Below are 20495 nucleotides of genomic sequence, written 5' to 3' on the forward strand. Positions count from 1 at the left end.
ATAATCCTCTGAGAAATGAAGTTTTGCCGCGTGGTGATAAAACAGGATGTGCTGATAAACCGAAATTATTCAGATTATTGCTTCACTACATACCGCGGAATGATTGCGTGATGGCGTCTATGTCGTCGAGATACGTGGCAAATGGAAACCCCTCCATATCGCAGACCATCTTAGAAAAATGCAGATCGCTTCGCAGCTTGTCGAGCGTCGCCCGTCTGGCATCAAGCTCCATTGCCATCCTTTCTTGTGTGCTTAGCGGGGTAAATGCCGCGTCACTCCGCATGTAGGATGATGGTGTCAGATTGTAGTCATTTTCAGCTACATCATCTGCGGACACCCGGATAATGTTGTCGCCATCAATAAACTCAATCTCGGCCGCTGCCTTTCTTTTGTCGAACACGATGACACACGTCGGAATGGCGGTATCAACGAACGTGTTGCCGGGTATCGATGCAACCCGGTGTATGAACCCATTCTCAACCATCCACTGACGTATGCGACCCTCTCGCCCTCCGCGATATAGAACGCCGGGGTAACACAGTACAACCGCAAGGCCATCGTCAGAGAGATGCGACAGGATGTGCAGGAGGAACGCGAAGTCCGCCTTTGATGCTGACGGCACGCAAGGCGCGCATGAAAAGCGCTCATCGACTTCGTTTGGCGTCCACCTGACTGAAAACGGTGGGTTGGCGACAATCAGATCAAACTTCTCACCAGCGAACCCATCATCCACCAGCGTATCGCCAGCATAGCCGCGAAAGTTTTTTAATCTGCCCTCTGCAACAGCGAGCTGGCTGGCATCAATCTCCTGACCGAACTTTTCTACGTCATCAGGGAAGATCGAAAGTAGCGCGCCATCACCGCACGTCGGGTCATACACGCGCTTAGGCCTGAAATCAACGAAGGCGCTGAGCTTTAATGCAAGCTCAGGTGGTGTATAGAAAACCCCTCTGTCCTTGAAACCCTGTCGAATGGCTTTTATGTTGTGCGTCATTGGCTGTGAATCTCGTAGCGCAGTTAATCATTATCAAGCCCACCAGCAGGTGAGATTTGTAATGAAGAGCCGTTGTGAAAGTGGCTCTCTGCTTGTTTATGCCGCAAGGTGATGCTGTTCTTCTATGAGCGGCTGGCGATGATTGCGCTCGAACATGCCGCGCAGTACTTCTTTCCGCCGTTCAAAGTCCCAGCCCATGCTGATGAATACTGTATTGGCGCGCTGCAACTCAGTGATGCAGTGAATCTGCTCTGGAGTAAGGTAATCGCGGATCGGCTCTTTCTTACCGATTTCGTGATGCACTCGGAACTTGGCCGCCGTCATGCCCAGCGCCAGCCGGTTAATCAGGTCGGCTTCATTGCTGAAGTGATGCGGGGCAATCTGCTTACCTTGGGCCTCTCGCTCATGCTTGATGGCATCGGTCATTGGCTTGTACTCAAGCCGAGCGGAGTTGCGATCCATCTTCTTCTTCGCCAGCGCGCTACGCATAGTGAAGAATTCAGCGACCAGGCGCTTCTTGAATGCCCGGACAACTTCGTTGTTTCGCATGTAGGTGATCAGTAGCGTGGTTTGCTGTTCGTTTAGCAGCGCAATTTCCTGCTTTTGCATGCCACCATCCGTTTGAAAGGGTCGCATTTCAAATTCCACCCTTCCAAACTCTTCGAGGTCGCCTTTGTACTTCCTGATGAGTTGAATCACTGGCTTGTGATCCTTCATAACGCCACTGGCGATCACAGCCGAGTTGGTGACCAGTTCGAGTTTCTTGATTTCAACTAATTGCATAGCGTTTACCTTACTTTGGAATGAACCTTTGCCGCATAGGAAACCAGCCCGTCGAGGCTCGCCAGCACTAACTGGATTCCTCAAAGGCTAATTTCAAAGGGTTGGGCTCGACGTGGTTAGATGCGCTGCGGTGCGCGGTGATACTCAGGCGTAAAAAAGCCCCGCACGATGGCGAGGCTTGTTGGTGATGATGTCTTATCCGCGCCAGCGCGCTTTGGCCTGGCGAACGTCGATGTGCGTGAAGGTGCTGTAGCGCCCAACGCCGTAGCGGTCCGGGTATTTGCGTTCGAGGTAGTCGGCCACCAGCGCAGGCGTACGACCGGAAACAATGATGTCAGCAGCAATACCCTGGACGTGCTGGGAGTTCGGCACGCCGCCCACCTTCGCATTATGCTTTTCGCAGCGGCAGCCGCTGTTGATTTTCACCGGCGCGCCAAAGTGCATGCGCACATCTTCCAGCACAGTGATTAATTCAGGAGAGATGCTGTCGAATCCACAACCGCAACGACATGCAAACTCACTCCTGCTGAAGTGCGCGCTTAAATCACCCATCACTTAATAATCCTCTCCGCAGCATCCCGGATACGCATCTTCACGTAGTCCTCATTCTCAGGCTGCTCCGCAAACCCCACAGCCAGCATACCAATCATCGTCCCGAACTGAGGAGGGATAGCAGCAGCACATACCCATTTCACCCCCGCTTCGCGCGCCGTCTTTCCAACTACGGTATTTGCCACGTGAGGCCAGCATTTCGTTTTGCTGTTTATGAGCTCGATTATCTCAGCCGTAAGCTTTGACTGGGGGCGAAGGGCAAGGTCTCCCGTCCCCTCCTGATTTGTCAGGCGCTCATTACGCACACGCACGAATATCGCGCGACGCTGGTTGCTCTCAAGGTTGACCGACCACACCGCCGCACTGAGCGCAGTCGTATCAGCCATCAGCGATGTGACCTCAGGCTCTACGCGCTCCTCATCAATGCGTGGATTGCCAAAACTCGCCATCGCCCAGAAGGCAAGCTCGCGCCGGTAATCCCATACCGCATACCCGGATGCGCAGAACGTTACCAGCACCATAAAGATAATCAGCTTCTTCCAGGTGTTGACGTAGCGAATGACCGCCAGCGCACGGCCAGCCTCTTTTTGTGTTTCGTCCATAGGGTTCCGTTGTGCCTTACCGGCACTCCGGCGGCTGAAATAAAAAAGGTCGCCGAAGCGACCTGGGCTGCAGGAAAACTTAGCAGCTGGTTCGGATGGTGCACCATTGACCAGTTACCACATCCAGCTGTTGAATGGGGACGCAAATTACCATATTAGAATCGACGTCGATTCTTTTAATGACGTAGCCATCCGGAGCCTTGAAATCACCATTAAAAAGAAAGGCGGTTTCCTGACCATAACGAGCATTACCAGACAGGGCTGGCAGAGGTGGAATTGTAAACTTATTCATAAATTACCCTTTAATGCCGACTATTCAGCACCGGGAATTTATATGAGATTAAAAAAAATTATCTTGCCTATGAGTGCTTAAATTTCGGCTAGCCTCAACGATGATCCGTCAGTCTCTATGCGAGCCCAAATCAACTCACCTGACGCCTTAATCCCTACAACTACTTTATTGCCTGTGTCTTTCCACATATTAACCTCAGCATAGTTTAATGAATTGCCCGGTAACGGCGGGCCACCGCCGGCTGTGCCAGCAGCCAGACATCGGCAGGGTATTCAGGAAACAAAATATTGCTCTGTCGCGGGCATTGAGCCAACGCCCGCTGCACAGCACTATCTGTCGGGCTTGAACAGCGGCCATATCACAATGACCACCATCGCCACCAGCACGCCATCGGCAAGAACCGACATCAGCTTACTGGTGAAATCAACCATCACCACCAGGGCCAGCAGCAACGCTGCCAGCACCAGTCTTGCCTGATTAATCAAGGTACGTCTCCAGACGCAGGCCCAGACGGTTAGCGATTTCGTCCAGAACTTTCTTCTCAGCTTCCTGAATCGCACCATCCGCTTCGGCAATCGCAATAGCAGTCACCAGCACATCTTCTGCTTCACGCTGATCGCCTTTGCAGTCTTCAATCTCACGGTACGCTGCCAGTCGGCCCACTTTATAGTTAGCATCCAGCTGCGCGATGATGGTCTGGCTAATACCCTGAATTTCAGAAGTGAACGCGCCCAGCACCGGATTGGCGCGCAGAACCTGATCCACGGAGGCCTTTTCCACGTTAGAGCATTCACCATCGCCATAAGCCACCAGCCAGGCCGCATTGATCACCGCCTGAGCCAGATCGCGCTTCTCAAATTTCTTTACTTCAGCTACTGCCTTACGTGCTTTTTTACCAAAACCAAACATAGTGACTTCCTTTAGTGGTGAGCCTTACGCTCAGAGTGGACAGCCCGCAGATGTAGTCACACTGACCACTGCTAAGACTCACCCTGAAAGACTCTGCGGTTGATGTGCGCCGAGCGTGGCGCGGGAATAAAAAAGCCCCGGCGAATGCCAGGGCTGGGAATCAAATCAATGTACTGAGTGCCACCACTCTTTTTCGATAGCTTAATTTCGTTCAGACGTTATATTCCACGATGTGGAGCTTACACGACAACTTCGGACAAAATCAAGCTTTACGCTGATAAAATGCTAAATTTTGCTCACATCATCCGCGATGGTTGCCATCATGAAGGCCTGATCCGCCTTTCTTTCCTCCCTGTGGCATACATCCACCAGCGCCTCCAGGAATGGTTTCCAGTTGCGGGTCCACGTCCTGATGTGCAGGCCTGGCACGCGCTTCAGGATCACTTTGTATGCAGCCGTAGACGGGACCGCTGAAAATCCATGCCCGGAGCAGCGCTCACACGGCTTGAAAACGGGCGCCCCTCGCTCACAGGTGGCCTTGCGATCCAGAACCTCACCTTTTCCACCGCAACGGCACCGAGCCAACACCTCTCCCTTGCCGTTACATGCCACGCACACACGCCTCACCAGCTCATGTTTTATTTTCGGTGGTACGATTTCCATGCCGTCAGCATTGAACACACCAGGATGCTTGATCAGATCCTCATACTGAGAGGTTAATCCGCTGCCGCTGCAGCTGTGACACATCACGCTGGTAGATGCCGATCGGGAGTATTCAGCAAAGGCAAATCGCGCCATTACCAGCATGCACCACCCAAACTCACCAGCAGCAGCCTTACGCACGTTTTTTGGCGCGACCTCCATCGCATGATGCGCGAGAGCCTGAACAGCCAACTGCTCATCTGTTTTACTGATGCCCATTTTTCCAAAAAAAGCAGACAGGCCGAACCTGGCGCGATTGCTCGTAGTCCCGATCGCCGCCATAACATCAGTGCTGGTAAAGCGATCTGGAGAGGTGCATTTGACGCTGTCACCAATATGCATACCCTGCGGACTGAAGTGTTTTAACGATGATTCCAGCTTCATGCGGCCACCTTTCTTTTCAGTGCGCGCAGGTCCGCCAAAGCCTGCAGGCGAATGGATTTAAGTTCTTCGGGAGTCCAGCGGCGTGTGCTGTTGTCGTTCTCCAGATCCTGGACGGCGGATTCACCGTACTTTTTGACCAACCCTGCGCGATACGCCTCGAGGTTTCCTGACTTATGGACGTTGCAGGCATCGCACTGGAGGTTGATGTTGATGCGGGTGAAGCGAAGGTGCCCAGCTGCTGCTGTGGTTCGGTAATGCCCCGCATGCCAGGCGAAAGCCGTGCGCGTACCGCATGATATACAACCCTCTCCGGCAGCCAGGTCCGTTTCACGGCAGACATCGTTTACCGCGCGCTGAGTGAGATCAATCCAGTGCTTGAGGGGTTTGACGGCTTCTTTACGCTGGCGCCATTCAGCGCGCTCGAGCTTTGCCTTTGCTTTGGCCTGACGGGCCTCTGCCTGCTGCTCTCTGGTTTTGGTTTTAGTGACGTGGGCTTTGCCATATTCACAGGCACAGGCGTAGCTGCAGACGGTCTGTTCTGAACGGGCAGGCTCAAACCATTGGCGGCAGGCTTTGTTTGCGCATTTTCGACGGGCAGGCTTTTTGCTCATGCGGCACCGCCAGCATAAGCGAAAACACCGCAACGGTGTGCGGTGGAATTATTCAGAAAGGTACTGCTTTTGTGCGCCATCACATTACTCCAGTGATGGTGCGACAGATACGGGGTTCAGCCGTTGTGATTAGTATAAATCAATTGAAGGCTTCGCGGAAGAATCGCTTGTTCTCTTCATGCTCCTCTCTGGCAACCCACATTGCCCCCTCTGGAATCGGTATCGCTATAAAACTCTCATCATCCTGACAAATAACCTCACACCTGCCAACGCTACGGATAAATTCTACCAACTGCTGTGCGTCCATAATAAGCCTTATGTTGTCCATGGGTAATAGCGTGCCTCAAGGCAAACCAATTGATTTAAGCCCATGACAAAGATGTGTATTAATAGGTTTTATAGATCGAACTTGTGACATCGATCTGTTTTAACGATCAATTTACAACCTTATGATTTTGACACTGTTCTTAACGTGGCTTACGTGATTTAAATCACTAATAAATAAATATATTTAACTTACAAATGAAAGCCCATCCGATGAGTTTGCTGTAATGTTTGTTACAAAACAGGTTGTTCTCTCACGAGCCATTTCCTAATCCATGTTTATGAATTAATTGCAAAAACAGGGTGCTCCCTAAATGAAAAAACCCGCCGAAGCGGGTTAGTCTGTATGTATTTCCGTGTCTGCATGAAGCTCCCGGTTACGCCGCTCACAAATGCTCTGCCCGAACCTCTCACGCTGGTTGCCGCACATCCAGCAGCTGCACAGGCATGGTGTGCGCGCTGCCTTTCCGATGTGGGACGGTGTGTGTGCCCCGGCGGTGTGATAGCTCTTTCTGTTCTGCTTCATTCGACGGGCGTGGTGCCTGCGCTCAGGCCTTGTTCGGATCATCTCGCTCCACCTGCTGCGAGCATGGCCCGCCAGATGCGCCGACGGTTATCGTGGTGCAAGCACTCCTCCCCGTTATGATGCTCTTTGCAGCCATTCTCGGATAGCATGTCCCATGTCGGCTCTACCGGAACCATTACCCAACCATCCGGAATCACCGGAGAGTTGAGAGAATCGCGCTCTGCAAGGATTTTCTCGGCGTCGATTGCTATGCCAGCGTTACGTAAGGCTTCAACTCCATCGCTCAACTTGTAAGGCTGGCTTACAGGTTCGGCTTTACCCTGCATGGCGGCGCGCACTGCTCGTGCGATGCGCTCGCGAAGTTGTTGTGTTGCGTGATATTGAACAGCTATATCGCGCAACTCGTTTACCAGCTCGCGTATATGATGGTCTTTCATCGGTACCGGCGCTGGCGGGGCGATGCTCAGGAGCACGTAACCCGGCCTCAACTGGCCAAGTTCAGCGACGTGCGTTACGGTCACGCTGAGGTATTCCCCGGTGAATTCCTCCTCGTTCGGGTCCCACTCGCAAAGCTCAAGAGTATCGCCAGCCTGATAATCTCGGTCATTACAGCGCAGTTCTGCGCGCTTAAGGCCGTCGCGAACCGCTGCGAAGTATTCCGGCCAAATCTTCAGGTTATGCGTTTTACCTGTCTGCTCTTTGGTGATTGTGGTCATGCTGTCGCTCCTACCTCACGGAATAATACTGATTGTTGAAATCCCGTCAGGAACCAGATCCCATCAGCACGCAGACTCATTTCATACCAGTCCTCAGGATTCAGATCGGAAACGAGGTTATCACCGCATATGCAGGTATCAGGCCCGCGCTTTTCAGAGTCGTAGATTTCACCAGGGAGGAACCATTCCGGGTTCTCTGAATGTACACACGCCATTTTTTTTACGTTACCCATGTCACTCTCCTTTGGTGGTGATGCCAGCGACAAATCGCGATGGCGACCAGTCGCAGTAAGTGTCCGTTTCTACGTGTCCAAAGATGGCTTTACAGCGGCGGATGTGTTGGCAAATCCCGCAGGTCACCCCTACAGGCAGACGCATTTTGTCAGGGTCAGTGGGATCGTAGTTCAGCGCCTTTTTGTCGACTGCCTGCTTATTCGTTGTCATGCTGCATTCCTGTTGTATGAAAAACGCTTCAAATCAAAATCAATCGTAGCGCGCTGGTCGCGAAAAATGCCGCACCGACCGTGGCGAACCAGCTGGCCGCGCTCTGTAGCCATGCGCATGTACTTTTCAGCTGTGGAACGGTGAAGCCCGAACATCGCAATTACGTCTTTTGTCGTGATGCGGCCACGCTCATTCACCAGCTCGATGATTTTTCCGATCATCAGCGTGCGCTCCTCAAGTGATTTTTTTCTGCCCATCGGCGACACCCTCCACCAGCTCTTTCCATTTTTCGATTAATGCCGTCCGGGCAGACTGCTCACTGCCAGGCGGGAATGAAAACCCCTTGCTACGCCCTGCGCATCCGTTTGAACAACGCACCTGCGCAGAACCCCAGTTAATACCGCGACTACGGACAGTGATTGATGGCTGCATACCGCAGTCAGGGCAGCGAGGTAAGTTATGCATCGCGCAGACCCACCAGCAGGTTTTTATGGCGGCGCAGCTGCCGTACCACACCCTGAAGCTTTTGCAGGCTGGACAGCTTCGCTTTGGTGCGGCGAATCTCCTGGGAGATAAAGCGGGATGACGGGATCACCAGGTCATCGGCGCGTGCGGTGAATACCGGGATGTCCTGCACGATTTCGGCGGTGGTTTTGGCGGCCGTTTCCCGCTCGTCGTCCTCGACCTGTACCGCTCCTGCTGGCGCTGGTGACACTGGCGGCGCAGCGGCTTCCGTGTCGCTATCGACTGGCGCGGCAGTTGTCGTGGTGGCTGGCACCGAGTAGACAAACTTGCTCCCCACCTTCTCCCGGCTCACCTCCCCTTTCGTGACCAGATTGGTCAGCATCGTGGCGACGCCCTTCGCTGTGGCGCCGGTGATTTTTGCCAGCTGGTCGGCAGGCATTGGCCCTTTCTCCACCAGCATACCCTCCAGCTCAAACGCAGTGATGCGGACGGGCGGTGTGGCTTTCTGACCTTTTTCGGGCTTTGCCGGAGCATCGCCAGCCTGGGTGAACCACCAGTAGCCGTTGGCCTGTGCAACCTCAAATCGGTCTTCATGCTCGCGCAGCATGTCCAGCGCAGCAGCAGGTTCGATTTTCATGCGGGCGGCAATATCGCGCGCAGTGGCCTTTTTCATCGCTTTCAGTACGTCCAGAATATTTTCCATGTTGCTCTCCTGATTAAATTTTGTTTAATTCGTTTTTGACTTTTGCCGCGTCAATCATTTTCCTGATTGCCACCAGATTCTTTTGGTTTCGCTGTCTCTGCTCTGCGGTGAGACCCCTGCCAAATTTCAGAATCGTTCTCTCAAGAACCTGCTCGGTTTTCTTCATGCCTCACCTCAAACATCCGCGCCAGATGCATATCTCCTGGGGTTTTTCTGAGCCTGAGGCGTGATTGCGCAAGCCTCTCTCGCCTCGTCCTGGTCACATGGTTTGAAATGACCGTTTGTGAATCGTCTGTATGCCGTTCCCAGCTTGCCGTGGCGGTTTTTTGTCACAATTATTTCAGCGTAAGGTGCGGCGGCTGACTGCTCGTTGTAGACCGCATCCCGGTAGGTCATGAGGATAAAATCAGCATCCTGCTCAATACTCCCGGAGTCGCGCAGATCGCTGTTTGTCGGCCTCTTGTTGGCCCTGTCCTCAACCTTTCGTGAAAGCTGGCTCAGCAAAAGCACTGGCGTTCCGAGCGCCATGGCTGTTCTCTTCAGCGTGCCGGTAACATGTGCAACGGCAAGGTCATGGCGCTCGGTTTTAGGTAGCTCCATCAGCGTCAGGTAGTCGATAACAATCAGGGATAACCCTGGGTGGCGCTGCTTGTGTCGCGTTGCTATAGCCCTGACCTGCTCAACGGTCAGCCTGGAAATATCCACAACCCAGCAGTCAATACCCTGAAGCATGCCCACCCCCATAGAAACTCGCGCCCACTCCTCGTCACGCATCTTTGACGGATTGCGCAGCGTCGATACAGAGAGGTTTCCGGCATCAGCAATCTGGCGCTCGATGATTTGCTGTGCACTCATTTCCATCGAGAAAATCAACACTCCGCGTCGCTGATCCGCTGAAGCTCTCTGCTGTGCAACGCCCTGTGAAATCGACAAAGCGAGTTCCGTCTTGCCCATGCCAGGTCTTCCAGCCAGGACGATCAGCGAGTCTGGGTTAATCCCACCCATCAGGTCGTCCAGCTCTTCGATGCCCGTTTTCAGGTTGTAGTTATCCTCCTGGCGACTGCTGCGCTCATCCAGCAGCTCGACGTATGCGTCAAGAAGCTCAGACGTGTGCACAGGGCGAATTTCATCCCTTGGCGTCCTGATTGCCTGGATGCGACTCAGCATCTCGTCTATGGCCGTCTCAGCCACGAATATCGAGCCATCAGCAATGCGGCTATGCGTCTCGCTTATCGCGCTGAGGATCTGGCGGCGCTCATGGTTCGCCATAACCTGTCCGGCATAACCACGGAGGTTTGCTGCGCTTGGGCAGGCCCTGTATGTTTCCATCACCGTTGCGAAGAGTTCGTCACCGACACTCTCTGCCACCAGCATTGGGTCGATTAAATTTCTTGTTTTTGCCTGGCGCTGAATTTCCGTGAAAATTGTCCTGTACGCCGGAATCGAAAACGCATCCGGTGCCATCGTGCTGATCACGTCATCCGCATCAGGCGTCAGGCCGCCAATCAGCAAACCGCCGATAACGCTGGCTTCCAGATCCTGAACAATCATGCCTGCACCTCAGAATCACCAATTGACCCCTCACGCACCGCAACGAGGGTTTGTTCTTTCAGGATGTAATCAATATCAGCCCGCCAGCCGCGCTCGTTTTCGCCGAAGTAGAACGAGCGGGCCATTTTCGAGAACGCCTTCAGGTATGCCCTAAAGCCCTCGACATTCGCCGTTTTTAGCTTTGGCAGAAGGCGTTTCAGTGCCGCCCTGCGCTTGTCGGTGATCACCTTCGCCCATGGCAGTCGGTCGCCGAGGATTTCGTTATAGGTGTCGAAATACTCCTGGTAGTCGATGCGAGGCTGTTTTGTTTTTTGCTTTTCAGTTTTGCCAGGCAAATCGTCAGACTGCTTGTCAGGATGACTATAGTGTTTTGACTGATTAACTGACTGATTCAAAAGAGTGACTGATTCGGGTGCAACTCCTGCACCACCATCTGGTGAACCATTTGCACTAGCTGATGCACCGTTTGCACTACCTAGTGCAACTCCTGCACCACCATCTGGTGAACCATTTGCACTAGCTGATGCACCGTTTGCACTAGGTGCGTTTTTTTCCAAAGCTTTAGCAGGCTTGAAGCTCTCCAGCATCTCCGCCTTACCCTTTGCCAGGGTAAGGCGATAGACATTGCTGGCGTTCCCATTCAGCCCTTTGCGCGTTTCTTTACTGAGAAAACCACACGCACACAGCGCAGCGATATGACTCACGACGGAGCGGCGGCTAATCTCGCACTGATCGGCAATATGCTGATAACTAGGCCAGCACTCGCCCTTATCGCTGGCGTTATCGGCCAGCTTAAGCAGAACCAGTTTTCGCAATGGATTGCCGACCCTAACCTTCATGACTTGAACCATCAGTTCCATGCTCATAACAACTACCTCAGTGGAACAAATTACCGCCCGCCGGGCCGCTGCCCTGATGGCGGTCAATCATCGAAATAATCGCGCCAAAAATGGCTTCAATCTCGCTCTCTAAGCGCTTCGCACGCTGTGTCAGCTCATGCATTGGCTCGGATGAAAAACTCTGCATGTAAGCCAGCAGACGCGCGTTTTGGCTGTTCTTCAGCGCGTTCTCAATCGCCGGAAGTAACGACATGAGATTTTTTCGCTGATACGCTGTTTCGCCGTAAATCCACCCGCCAGGTGTGCGGAACAGTCGCTGCCTGTTTTTATCGCGCGAGCCTGGTTCTTCAGGGTCATAAAGCCTCGTTGAGCCTGGGTTAATGGCGTGCTCTTCAACTGCGATCAGTCGGGCAATTTCCTCTGGTTTGGTTTTTACCTTCCAGGCTTGCAGCGTTGCAGCGATGTGCTCGTGTTTGATTTCCATTAATCAGACTTTCCTTTGGCTTGCGGTGTAGCATTCTCTGGAATGCCGCTCATTGGTGTCGGGTGCAGATCCGGACGAAGCTCGTGAGGAGTGACCCCGGTCAGCTGGTAAATCTGAATAAGATGATCAGGCGGAACCCGGCCATTGAACTTATGAATCCAGCGATTTACGGAAGAACGAGAGAGACCAATATCGCGTGCAAGCTGAGCCTGACCACCGGCGCACTTGATTGCCTTGCTTAATCCTGACATGAAATAACCCTTTTGGTTGTCGTGTTGGCAACCATTGTTGACTTTTAATCAACACGTGTCAAGTGGGGGTGCGATTGAATTTGTTGTTCTCAGTATGAGACGACAATAACTCAGTCCGGTTGGCGCTGATTATTCTGGCCGATTTTGTAATCTGAGCATCATGTACACGATCCCACAGGAAATGGCGTGACGCTCAATACTCATCAGGTCAGTTATTACATGACTCAACGTAAAAAAGGTGTAACCCAGCATATCTCGGCCATGAAGGCCGGTATCTCTGTTCGCTCAGGTCGCAGGATCGAAAAAGATCAGTGGTCTAAAACCGGTAATCGTCACTGGCGCACACGTAAAGATCCGCTTGAGGCCGTCTGGGACAACGAGCTTGTTCCCCTGTTGAAGGAAAGGCCCGCCCTGATGCCCACGACCCTGCTTGAAATGCTGCAGGATAAATATCCCGGTCAGTACCCCAACAGCCTCCGCAGGACAATGCAGCGGCGGGTCCGCGAGTGGAAGCTGCAGTATGGTGCTGAGCAGGAAGTGATGTTCCGGCAACTTCATCAGCCCGGCCTGCGCGGCCTGTCGGACTTTACCGAGCTCAAAGGTATAGTTGTCACCATCAATGGCAAGTTATTGACGCATAAGCTGTACCACTTCCGCCTTGAGTGGAGCCACTGGAGCTGGATGCGGGTCGTGCTGGGTGGTGAGAGCTTCTCTGCCCTTGCTGAAGGCCTGCAGGAAGCCCTCGGGCAACTGGGAGGTGTACCAACAGAGCATAAAACGGACAGTCTGCGGGCAGCATGGAAACATCAGGGTGAAGACGGGCGCCGCGAGCTGACTGAGCGCTATGCTGCCCTCTGCCAGCACTATGGTATGCAGGGCGTGCACAATAATGCCGGTCGTGGCCACGAAAATGGTTCGGTTGAAAGCGCCCACGGACATCTGAAAAGACGCATCCACCAGGCGCTGATGCTGCGGGGCAGTAATGACTTCAGCACCGTGGAAGAATACCAGGCCTTCATCACCCAGCAGGTTATGCGTCACAACCGTAACAATCAGGATCTGGTAAAGGAGGAGCGCCTCCACCTGAAGCCACTGCCGCTGCGTCGTAGCGCCGACTACGACGAGTTGACGGTAAGGGTCAGTAGTAGCAGTACCATTAACGTCAAACTTGTCGTCTACAGCGTGCCTTCCCGGCTTGTTGGCCAGCTGTTACGGGTTCGGGTGTGGGATGATCGTCTGAGTTGTTACATCGGTAGTAACGAGGTTATGAGCTGCCCTCGCGTCAGACCAGAAAAGGGGAAAAGACGAGCCAGACGGATCGACTTCCGGCATGTGATCGACAGCCTGGCGAAAAAGCCCGGAGCCTTCTGCCATGCTACGCTGAGAAATGACATCCTGCCGGACGATGAATGGCGAAGACTGTGGCGTCGTCTGTGTAATCATCTGAAGCCTGAGATAGCAGGTCGTCTGATGGTGCACGCCCTGAAACTGGCTGCGGGCTATGACGATATCTCTATCGTGGCGCGGGGGATGGAGCAGATGCTGAATACTCCGGGTGAGCTGGATCTGCACCGCCTGATGCGGTTCCTGGGGATAAAGGAAAAGGAACTACCGGCGGTCAGTGTGGTTCAGCACAACCTGAGCAGTTATGAGCAGTTGCTGCGCGGAAAAGGAGGTCTGCAGTGAGCAATATCCACCTCCTTGAGCGTAGTCTGCGCAAACTGCGTCTGACCCGCGTCAGTGCGGAATGGCATGCGCTGGAGAAACGTGCGCTGGCGGAGGGCTGGACCCCGTCACGCTATCTGCTGACGCTGTGCAATGAAGAACTCCTGTGGCGCGAGAGCGAAAAGCTACGCCGCTATAAAAAGGAAGCCCGGTTGCCGGTGGCGAAAACGCTGGGTGAGTATGACTTCAGCCAGGTGCCGGAACTGAATAACGCTCAGTTCCGGCAGCTCTGCGAAACGACAGACTGGGTTGATGCCGGAGAAAACGTCCTGCTGTTCGGTGCCAGTGGTCTGGGAAAAAGCCATCTGGCAGCGGCGATCGTGGATGGCGTTATAGGGCTGGGCTACCGGGCCCGGTTCTACAGTGCCGGAGAGCTGCTGCAGGAGCTGCGTAAAGCGCGGACACAACTGAAACTGAACGAGCTTCTGCTGAAACTGGATCGCTACCGGGTGATAGTGATAGACGACCTCGGGTATGTCAAACGCGACAACGCGGAAACGGGTGTGCTGTTCGAGCTGATCGCACATCGTTATGAGCGTGGCAGTCTGGTCATCACCAGCAATCATCCGTTCAGCACGTGGGGCAGCATCTTCGTGGATGAAACGATGGCGGTGGCAGCAGCCGACCGGCTGATCCATCACGGATATATGTTCGAACTGAAGGGAGAAAGTTACAGGAAAAAGACAGCGAAGGCAGTAACCAACGTGGCGTAAAACCCCGCTCAATGGATGCGGCCAGAGTAGTTGGCGCAAGTCGGCAAAACTAGTTGACGTCTGATATTCTCAGGTTTACAATTCAGATATGAAAGAAGATAACGGCAACACAGCGATAGCTGAGCGACTGACCGCGCTCATGAAAAACAATCACCTTACGCAGTCAGATATGGCAAGGATTGCAGGGGTGAGTCGCTCTGCCGCGCATAGGTGGTTCTCTCGCGGCAGCATTAGCAAGGACTCTGCGGCAAAAATCGCAGCAGCCACCAACACATCTTTGAGTTGGATACTTACAGGGGATGAAGGAACTGGCGGTTCGCTCAACGAGGAAGAGCAGGCGCTACTTGAAACATTCAGAGGTCTCCCTCCAATTGAAAGGCGAAACATGCTCGCTGCATTCCAAATGCGGCTTCAACAGCTGAAGGAGTTTTACTCCACTTATGCCGATCCAGTAACAAGGCAAAAATAAATCAAATAAAAAATCAGACACATACCGCCTCAGGGCGGTTTTTTTTCGCCCTTTGTGTAGACCTGCGATTGACACGCGTTGCCATTTAATCAACAATGCATTCCATCAAGCACACAGGGTGCGACAGATAAACAGTTCCGCTGGTCCGGCGATACAGGGCTTAACAGGAGAGAAAATCATGCACAACCAAAACGAAGCAGCTGAGAAGAAAACCCCGATGGTTCTGGAAGACAATCCGGATGTGAAATTTGAGGGTTACGTGATTGATGAGTTTGGCGAGCAGCTGGCTGAGTTTTCTGGTGTGTTTGTGTTTTGATGCTGGGGATAAAACAGATGCCGACAACAAAAAGACTGGTGCTGGATATTGACACCAAAGAGCTTGAGTTTCGACTGCTGGCAGCAAAAGAGGTGCTCGGCCATACATCCGCCAGTCAGCAGGATATTGAAAACCTCATCTCCAGCATTTGCCAGCGGGCGACCCTGGACGGGTTCTATTCTGAAATTGATGAGTCTGGCACTCAGATTGTTCGCTGCAAGGCTGTGCTCAAACTGAGCTTTAATGAAGCCGTTTACGTGATGGTGGCAAATAACTTCAATGTGGACTTTTTGTATAAAGACCCTGAGGCGCTAATTAATGAGATCTGGCGTTTTAATGATGATCTGAACGCTGAAGGTACAAAAAAATGAGATGGCAATCGTACGTTTGGGGCTCAATACCTCATGGATGGGCCGTCGTCAGTAGCGGCACTTTCAAAAAGCGCCGCGTGGCAATGCATCTTGAGCATGCACTGATGATCAGGAATCGAATTGGATTTCTCGTACCCGGAAATCACCTTGGTCATGAGCTTGTTGGGCTAACAACTTTTCGCGAGAAGATATGGCCCCCAGCTCCGCCTTGTGTTCAGCGCTATACGCAGAAAGTTCATGCAGATGCCTTAGAAGCTTCTCCTTTTCTGTAGTCAGAATAAATATTCCGTGATCGCGGCACATAAAAATATTTTGCTGCTGGGACTGAATAGGCAGAATACCCGATTCGCTCAGGCATAGCGGACAAAAAGAAGTAATCATGTTTTTCCTTACTGGTTGTGTGAGAACTCCAGTATGCCACCGAGCCTGAAGTGGTGAAAAGACAGGCGCACTAATAGCTTAGGGAAAACACTATGACAGCAGACATAAGCATTGTGGTGGTAGAGGTTCCGGCGTTCTGCCCGGTAGTGGAGTGCAGCGAGTGTGATGACCATAGCTGCAAGCACAATCAGGGGAGAGAAAAACGAATAGCGGCAGCACTGGCAGAATACGAACAGGCTCAGCGCAACCTTCAGCAGAAAGAGACTGCATTAATCGCAGCAATTAAGGGGTAATCATGAATCTTATTGCGTATGCAGAGGCATTAGAAAATAAAAAAATCATCGCAGACTTTTTGGCTGAATCTTACGGTGATGTTTCAATGGTGAACTCAATGGCATTCACAGAGTGCGGCCCATACATTGTTGATTTTATTTACGGCAATTAAAAATGGGTGCGTCGTTTATGCTCATCATCACCCTGCTCACTCCCGACAATGGCGTCACAGAGGTTATTCTGGATGTGTATCAGTCATCAGGAGAATGCAATCGCGTGATTTATGAAGAGCGTATTTTCAACGGGTCATGCCAGCCAATTAATAAAAAAGATGCCGCAAGGGGATATTTTTTAATACAAGGTTAATTCAAGACTTAAATCTTACGCCATTTGTGGCGGGGATTAAAACACCTAAATAAAAGGAAAGCGTTATGGAAGTGGTTAATGTTAGCACTACGATTCCTCAGGTAAATGCAGATTTAGCTTTATTCAAAACGTCAGATATTGTTTCAGGCGTTGTACATATTAACGATAGCGGCACCACTACTATTGTTTTTGATGGTGGTTATGTTTTCGGTGAATTCCACTGCCCTGCGTGTGCCATCGAAAACCTGAACACACTGGTGTGCAATTACATCATTGCGCATCGCAACTGCGGAATTGAATACAGCGATTACAAGCGTCTTCATCGGAATTAATAATAAGAAAGTGTCGGTAGTTATTTTGTCGGTGTCAGGTTTTTGTATTCCTTACTGGCACCGACCTTTTTAGTGAATTCTGTAGTGCGGTGAATGCGGCCCTGCGCACGCGGCACAGCCAGAAATAATACCTGTCATTATGGGTTGGGAAGATTGTTGTCTCCTGTAATTGCTGGCTGGTTACAGGAACCGGGAGGCACCCGGCACCGCACTACAAAGTTCACTGGAGGAAATATGTCAAAGCGGAAATTGAAGAATAAAAAGCGAAATAAAAAAGCGCTTTCACCTGCTGAGTTATTTCAGCTTGAAGCAATAGCGGATTTTAAAACAAGTCAGCAACAAGAAGGGATATCAAAATGAAATTTGAAAAGGCCATGCGAAAGAAAGCGAAGCTGCGGCTCGCACTTACTGGTCCAAGCGGTTCTGGCAAGACATACAGCGCATTAACCATCGCAAAAGGGATGGGTGGCTCCATTGCCTTTATTGATACGGAAAAGGGCAGCGCGTCGCTCTATTCCAATGAGTTTGATTTTGACGTTCTGGAGCTTGAGCCCCCATTCACACCCGAAAGATTTATTGCGGCAATTGGGACTGCGGAGAGCGCTGGTTACGACATCGTCATCATCGACTCGATGTCTCACGAGTGGAACGGTGTCGGTGGCTGCCTTGAGGAGCTGGATGTCATTGCCAAGGCAAAATTCAAAAGCAACTCGCACGCCGCCTGGTCGGAGATAACGCCGCGACATCGCAAGTTCCTGGATTCCATCCTGAGGACAAAAATGCACGTCATAGCAACCATGCGCAGCAAAACAGAAACCGCACAAATGGAAGGCTCGCGGAAGGTTCAGAAGCTGGGACTTAAATCAGAGCAGCGTGATGGCGTGGAGTACGAGTTCACCACGGTTCTGGATATTAATCATGAAACCCATACTGCCGTAGCGTCAAAAGACCGCACGGGAATCTTCTCAAACTCAAATTACACAGAGCTTACTCCGGATGTTGGCGTGAAATTAATGGAGTGGCTGAGTGAGGGGCGCTCTAAGGCGGAGGTTGACCTCGAACACTTTGTTTTCGCAGCTGAATCAGCAAGAGATTTCGAATCATTAAAATCCGCCTTTGCTGAAGCATATAAAGCACTGCGTGACTCTCCAGACGAACAAAAGAAAGCAACTGACATTTACGATATCAGGAAGCATGAATTAACAGCACCAGGCGAGGAAGGCAATTAATGGAAGAGTCTATCAGGTGTGAAACATGCAGGTTTGTGCATGATAAATCAAAAATGCATTACAGCCCAAAAAAGGGAATATCCAGATATTACTGTCACAGTTGCAACGAAGAAAGAAAGAAATTTGCCGATCTCAGGGCCGCACAGCGTAATTTCAGGAATGCAGCACCAAGAAAAAGTACGACCAATTCTAAATACTCACTATTTTAAATCAAAAGGCCACATATGACTGTTGAATTAAAGGAATTTGGCGGTGCGTCATTAGTAAAAGACAAAGCACTGAAAAGAGATCCGGATTTAAAACCGTTGGCTATTAAAGTCAAAACCACAAACAAGGCCACAGCTGAGGCTATCATCGCCGGTAAGCTGGCAGAGCATTACCCGGCCAACATCGATGACTACTTCAAAGCAAAGGTATGGGAGCACCGGGACGGACTACCGCGCATCACCGCCGAGTATGGTGAGTTCTGTTCGGATTTTTTCAGCAAAATAGCTGCATGGAACTCTGAAGCTGGCGAGCCAGTGGCATTACCTGAGGATGACGGCGAAGAACGGCACGATGCAAAGGTACTTAAACTCGTCAGTACGCTGGACAAGGCCTCACGCGCAGCAGCCCTGGTGCTGTTTGGGCCTGTTACTGAAATCAGCCCCACGCAGTACGGTCAGATCGTTGATCTGATTAACGATGAAGATGGGCATTTTGATCGTGAGCTGGCGGAAGCCGTCAGTCGAGAATCCCGCGTGCTAGCGCTGGCTACAGAGCGTCAGATCGCACTGCTGGCCTGGGTGCGTGAAACAGCGAAAGAATCGGCTCAATGGACTGATTTAGTCAAACTACTGGCTAAGTGGCTGGATACTCCAGTTGATAAGCGCCCACAGGCCAGCACCAGCAATGATAATCGCACCGACTCCGGCGCAACGCTGGGCGGCGGCAACATCACTGATCGTGGTGGGGATTTTATTCACAGCCTCGCCACTCTGCGTATGGATACCTGTATGGGTGTTCTGTCTACTGCAATAGATTTCGACATCTACAGCCCTCCGACAGCCGTCAGCCAACGCGCCTGGAAAATGGACGAAGCAGGGACCGATCCACGCTTTTCAGCATGGTGGAAACAGTTCCGCCGCACACCTGGCATTCTGTATTATTCCCGAGCGGCCATTATCTCCCTGATTAAGACTGCTCCGGAGGACCTTTATCTTAAGCCGGTCGAGCTCAGAGAATATATCAATCACAACCTGGTTGAATCCGATCACGCTAACCCTTTGCCAGCAGTTGTTGATATTGCCTGCGGTCGTTCGTCCGCTCCACTGCCACAGAAACAGGAAAGTGCCGATGATGAAACCCAACCGCCTGTATCAGTCGAAACTGAAATACCAGCAGTCTGCCCGGTGCGCGTTGCGGAGCTCGACAAAGAACTCAATGCGGCATTTACCAGCAATCAGGAAGTGCCAACAGCATTGAGTGATCGTGAAATTGAGATTATGCATGCTCTGAATGATCTGCTGTCAGGGCGCACCAATAACATGCCACCTGAAGAATCTGATGATGCTGTATTCCTTATCGGTCATTCTGTTTCCGACCTCGCATTTCTCCTGATGGAAGATATATCCATCACAGAGTGCTACCTCTCACCCAGCCTTAGTGATGATGAAATTCACGTTGTTGCAGCTGATATTCTAAATGACTGGTCGAGCGATAAAAATCTTCGCCAGAAATTCGCACTTGATGCAATCGTTGAATATCGCAAACCAGCGCCGCCAAAGAGCGCAGCACCGGTAGGCGCCGCTCAGACCACTGATGACGCTGAACCTGAACAAATTACTGCGCCAGCGCTCAGCGGCCTTTCTTACCGCCAGCAGCTGACTATCGCAGCTTTGAATGGCCTGTGCGCCAACCCTGCTTATTGCCACGTTCGCCACGACCTGCCGCTGATGGCTATTGATTTGGCTAACGATGTAATTGATATGCAGGACGGCATCGATGCGGATTGAATTTATCGATAAAGGCGCTGTTGGCCACATGGTGATAAGCAGCCCTTTCTGGCGCACCAGGCGTCACTTTCGCGCGGTGGATGCCGCGCTTATCGAATCACCCTGCATCACCTGGCGCAACGAAGGAGGGTTCTGGGGGAAGCGCACAATACTGAGCGGGCCAATTTTTCCTATGTTCAGGGCGCATAAGGCAG

32 protein-coding genes are annotated in these 20495 nt (G+C 51.9%); 12 read left to right on the plus strand and 20 right to left on the minus strand.

Features of this window, described 5'->3' with window-relative positions; all coding sequences use genetic code 11:
• Nucleotides 1–85 precede the first annotated feature (85 nt).
• The 19 genes from OVA10_RS16690 to OVA10_RS16785 form a co-directional block, all read right to left on the minus strand.
• Nucleotides 86–994, minus strand: a complete 909-nt coding sequence (locus OVA10_RS16690) for an N-6 DNA methylase (RefSeq protein WP_268196451.1) — start codon at nt 992–994, stop codon at nt 86–88.
• Between the two features lie 96 nt (nt 995–1090).
• A complete protein-coding gene (locus tag OVA10_RS16695; RefSeq protein WP_268196453.1) occupies nt 1091–1777 on the minus strand; it encodes a Rha family transcriptional regulator in 687 nt (228 codons plus the stop codon).
• 195 nt (nt 1778–1972) lie between these two features.
• Nucleotides 1973–2329 (minus strand): D-Ala-D-Ala carboxypeptidase family metallohydrolase, encoded by a 357-nt coding sequence (locus OVA10_RS16700; protein ID WP_268196906.1) that lies wholly within the window; start codon nt 2327–2329, stop codon nt 1973–1975.
• Entirely contained in the window at nt 2329–2931 is a 603-nt protein-coding gene (locus OVA10_RS16705; protein ID WP_268196455.1) for a hypothetical protein, read from the minus strand. The genes OVA10_RS16700 and OVA10_RS16705 overlap by 1 nt, the downstream gene beginning before the upstream one ends.
• Before the next feature lie 79 nt (nt 2932–3010).
• Nucleotides 3011–3223 (minus strand): hypothetical protein, encoded by a 213-nt coding sequence (locus OVA10_RS16710; protein ID WP_268196457.1) that lies wholly within the window; start codon nt 3221–3223, stop codon nt 3011–3013.
• Nucleotides 3224–3552: 329 nt separating this feature from the next.
• The gene (locus tag OVA10_RS26175; RefSeq protein WP_442787955.1) at nt 3553–3705 is read right to left on the minus strand and encodes a DUF3927 family protein; all 153 of its coding nucleotides are present in this window, start codon (nt 3703–3705) and stop codon (nt 3553–3555) included.
• Entirely contained in the window at nt 3701–4132 is a 432-nt protein-coding gene (locus tag OVA10_RS16725) for a tellurite resistance TerB family protein (protein WP_268196459.1), read from the minus strand. Before OVA10_RS16725 ends, OVA10_RS26175 begins: the two co-directional genes overlap by 5 nt.
• Before the next feature lie 285 nt (nt 4133–4417).
• Nucleotides 4418–5218 carry an antitermination protein gene (locus tag OVA10_RS16730; protein ID WP_268196461.1) on the minus strand — a complete coding sequence of 267 codons (801 nt, stop codon included), beginning with the start codon at nt 5216–5218 and terminating at the stop codon, nt 4418–4420.
• Nucleotides 5215–5829 (minus strand): recombination protein NinG, encoded by a 615-nt coding sequence (locus OVA10_RS16735; protein WP_268196463.1) that lies wholly within the window; start codon nt 5827–5829, stop codon nt 5215–5217. Before OVA10_RS16735 ends, OVA10_RS16730 begins: the two co-directional genes overlap by 4 nt.
• Before the next feature lie 888 nt (nt 5830–6717).
• Nucleotides 6718–7395 (minus strand): ASCH/PUA domain-containing protein, encoded by a 678-nt coding sequence (locus tag OVA10_RS16740; protein WP_268195942.1) that lies wholly within the window; start codon nt 7393–7395, stop codon nt 6718–6720.
• On the minus strand, nt 7392–7628 hold the full coding sequence (locus tag OVA10_RS16745; protein WP_268195941.1) for a hypothetical protein: 237 nt from the start codon (nt 7626–7628) through the stop codon (nt 7392–7394). Before OVA10_RS16745 ends, OVA10_RS16740 begins: the two co-directional genes overlap by 4 nt.
• A 1-nt stretch (nt 7629) precedes the next feature.
• Entirely contained in the window at nt 7630–7839 is a 210-nt protein-coding gene (locus OVA10_RS16750) for a hypothetical protein (RefSeq protein ID WP_187212571.1), read from the minus strand.
• Nucleotides 7836–8096 (minus strand): DUF977 family protein, encoded by a 261-nt coding sequence (locus OVA10_RS16755; RefSeq protein ID WP_268195940.1) that lies wholly within the window; start codon nt 8094–8096, stop codon nt 7836–7838. Before OVA10_RS16755 ends, OVA10_RS16750 begins: the two co-directional genes overlap by 4 nt.
• A gap of 200 nt (nt 8097–8296) precedes the next feature.
• A complete protein-coding gene (locus tag OVA10_RS16760) occupies nt 8297–9007 on the minus strand; it encodes a DUF1627 domain-containing protein (RefSeq protein ID WP_268196465.1) in 711 nt (236 codons plus the stop codon).
• A gap of 13 nt (nt 9008–9020) precedes the next feature.
• Nucleotides 9021–9173, minus strand: a complete 153-nt coding sequence (locus tag OVA10_RS16765) for a hypothetical protein (protein WP_202713330.1) — start codon at nt 9171–9173, stop codon at nt 9021–9023.
• A gap of 8 nt (nt 9174–9181) precedes the next feature.
• A complete protein-coding gene (locus OVA10_RS16770; protein ID WP_268196886.1) occupies nt 9182–10555 on the minus strand; it encodes a replicative DNA helicase in 1374 nt (457 codons plus the stop codon).
• The gene (locus OVA10_RS16775) at nt 10555–11424 is read right to left on the minus strand and encodes a helix-turn-helix domain-containing protein (protein WP_268195938.1); all 870 of its coding nucleotides are present in this window, start codon (nt 11422–11424) and stop codon (nt 10555–10557) included. Before OVA10_RS16775 ends, OVA10_RS16770 begins: the two co-directional genes overlap by 1 nt.
• Nucleotides 11425–11434: 10 nt before the next feature.
• Nucleotides 11435–11881, minus strand: a complete 447-nt coding sequence (locus tag OVA10_RS16780) for a toxin YdaT family protein (RefSeq protein ID WP_268196467.1) — start codon at nt 11879–11881, stop codon at nt 11435–11437.
• Nucleotides 11881–12132: a transcriptional regulator gene (locus OVA10_RS16785; RefSeq protein WP_268196469.1), complete on the minus strand. Its 252-nt coding sequence runs from the start codon at nt 12130–12132 to the stop codon at nt 11881–11883. Before OVA10_RS16785 ends, OVA10_RS16780 begins: the two co-directional genes overlap by 1 nt.
• Nucleotides 12133–12318: 186 nt before the next feature.
• Between OVA10_RS16785 and istA the strand changes: the two genes are divergently transcribed.
• The 5 genes from istA (at nt 12319) to OVA10_RS16810 (ending at nt 15726) form a co-directional block, all read left to right on the plus strand.
• Nucleotides 12319–13818: an IS21 family transposase gene (gene istA, locus OVA10_RS16790; protein ID WP_268195033.1), complete on the plus strand. Its 1500-nt coding sequence runs from the start codon at nt 12319–12321 to the stop codon at nt 13816–13818.
• On the plus strand, nt 13815–14570 hold the full coding sequence (gene istB, locus OVA10_RS16795) for an IS21-like element ISEc10 family helper ATPase IstB (RefSeq protein WP_174340113.1): 756 nt from the start codon (nt 13815–13817) through the stop codon (nt 14568–14570). The genes istA and istB overlap by 4 nt, the downstream gene beginning before the upstream one ends.
• An 88-nt stretch (nt 14571–14658) precedes the next feature.
• Complete coding sequence (locus tag OVA10_RS16800) at nt 14659–15039, plus strand: helix-turn-helix domain-containing protein (protein WP_202713334.1); 381 nt, start codon at nt 14659–14661, stop codon at nt 15037–15039.
• 178 nt (nt 15040–15217) lie between these two features.
• The gene (locus OVA10_RS16805; RefSeq protein WP_268196472.1) at nt 15218–15355 is read left to right on the plus strand and encodes a hypothetical protein; all 138 of its coding nucleotides are present in this window, start codon (nt 15218–15220) and stop codon (nt 15353–15355) included.
• A 17-nt stretch (nt 15356–15372) separates the two neighbouring features.
• Nucleotides 15373–15726 carry a hypothetical protein gene (locus tag OVA10_RS16810; RefSeq protein ID WP_268196474.1) on the plus strand — a complete coding sequence of 118 codons (354 nt, stop codon included), beginning with the start codon at nt 15373–15375 and terminating at the stop codon, nt 15724–15726.
• 108 nt (nt 15727–15834) lie between these two features.
• Here the strand turns inward: OVA10_RS16810 and OVA10_RS16815 are convergent, their stop codons facing one another.
• Nucleotides 15835–16107: a hypothetical protein gene (locus tag OVA10_RS16815; protein WP_268196475.1), complete on the minus strand. Its 273-nt coding sequence runs from the start codon at nt 16105–16107 to the stop codon at nt 15835–15837.
• Between the two features lie 92 nt (nt 16108–16199).
• Between OVA10_RS16815 and OVA10_RS16820 the strand changes: the two genes are divergently transcribed.
• The 7 genes from OVA10_RS16820 (at nt 16200) to OVA10_RS16850 (ending at nt 20301) form a co-directional block, all read left to right on the plus strand.
• A complete protein-coding gene (locus tag OVA10_RS16820) occupies nt 16200–16400 on the plus strand; it encodes a hypothetical protein (RefSeq protein WP_268196476.1) in 201 nt (66 codons plus the stop codon).
• Nucleotides 16401–16402: 2 nt separating this feature from the next.
• Nucleotides 16403–16552 (plus strand): hypothetical protein, encoded by a 150-nt coding sequence (locus OVA10_RS16825; protein WP_268196477.1) that lies wholly within the window; start codon nt 16403–16405, stop codon nt 16550–16552.
• Between the two features lie 17 nt (nt 16553–16569).
• Entirely contained in the window at nt 16570–16746 is a 177-nt protein-coding gene (locus tag OVA10_RS16830; RefSeq protein ID WP_268196478.1) for a DUF1482 family protein, read from the plus strand.
• Between the two features lie 65 nt (nt 16747–16811).
• Nucleotides 16812–17078 carry a hypothetical protein gene (locus OVA10_RS16835; protein ID WP_268196479.1) on the plus strand — a complete coding sequence of 89 codons (267 nt, stop codon included), beginning with the start codon at nt 16812–16814 and terminating at the stop codon, nt 17076–17078.
• A 234-nt stretch (nt 17079–17312) separates the two neighbouring features.
• Nucleotides 17313–17438, plus strand: a complete 126-nt coding sequence (locus OVA10_RS16840) for a hypothetical protein (protein WP_268196480.1) — start codon at nt 17313–17315, stop codon at nt 17436–17438.
• On the plus strand, nt 17435–18307 hold the full coding sequence (locus OVA10_RS16845; RefSeq protein WP_268196481.1) for an ATP-binding protein: 873 nt from the start codon (nt 17435–17437) through the stop codon (nt 18305–18307). Before OVA10_RS16840 ends, OVA10_RS16845 begins: the two co-directional genes overlap by 4 nt.
• 224 nt (nt 18308–18531) lie before the next feature.
• Nucleotides 18532–20301, plus strand: a complete 1770-nt coding sequence (locus tag OVA10_RS16850) for an exodeoxyribonuclease VIII (protein WP_268196482.1) — start codon at nt 18532–18534, stop codon at nt 20299–20301.
• Nucleotides 20302–20495: the final 194 nt, after the last annotated feature.

Source organism: Lelliottia sp. SL45 (genome assembly GCF_026672535.1).
GTDB lineage: Bacteria > Pseudomonadota > Gammaproteobacteria > Enterobacterales > Enterobacteriaceae > Enterobacter > Enterobacter nimipressuralis.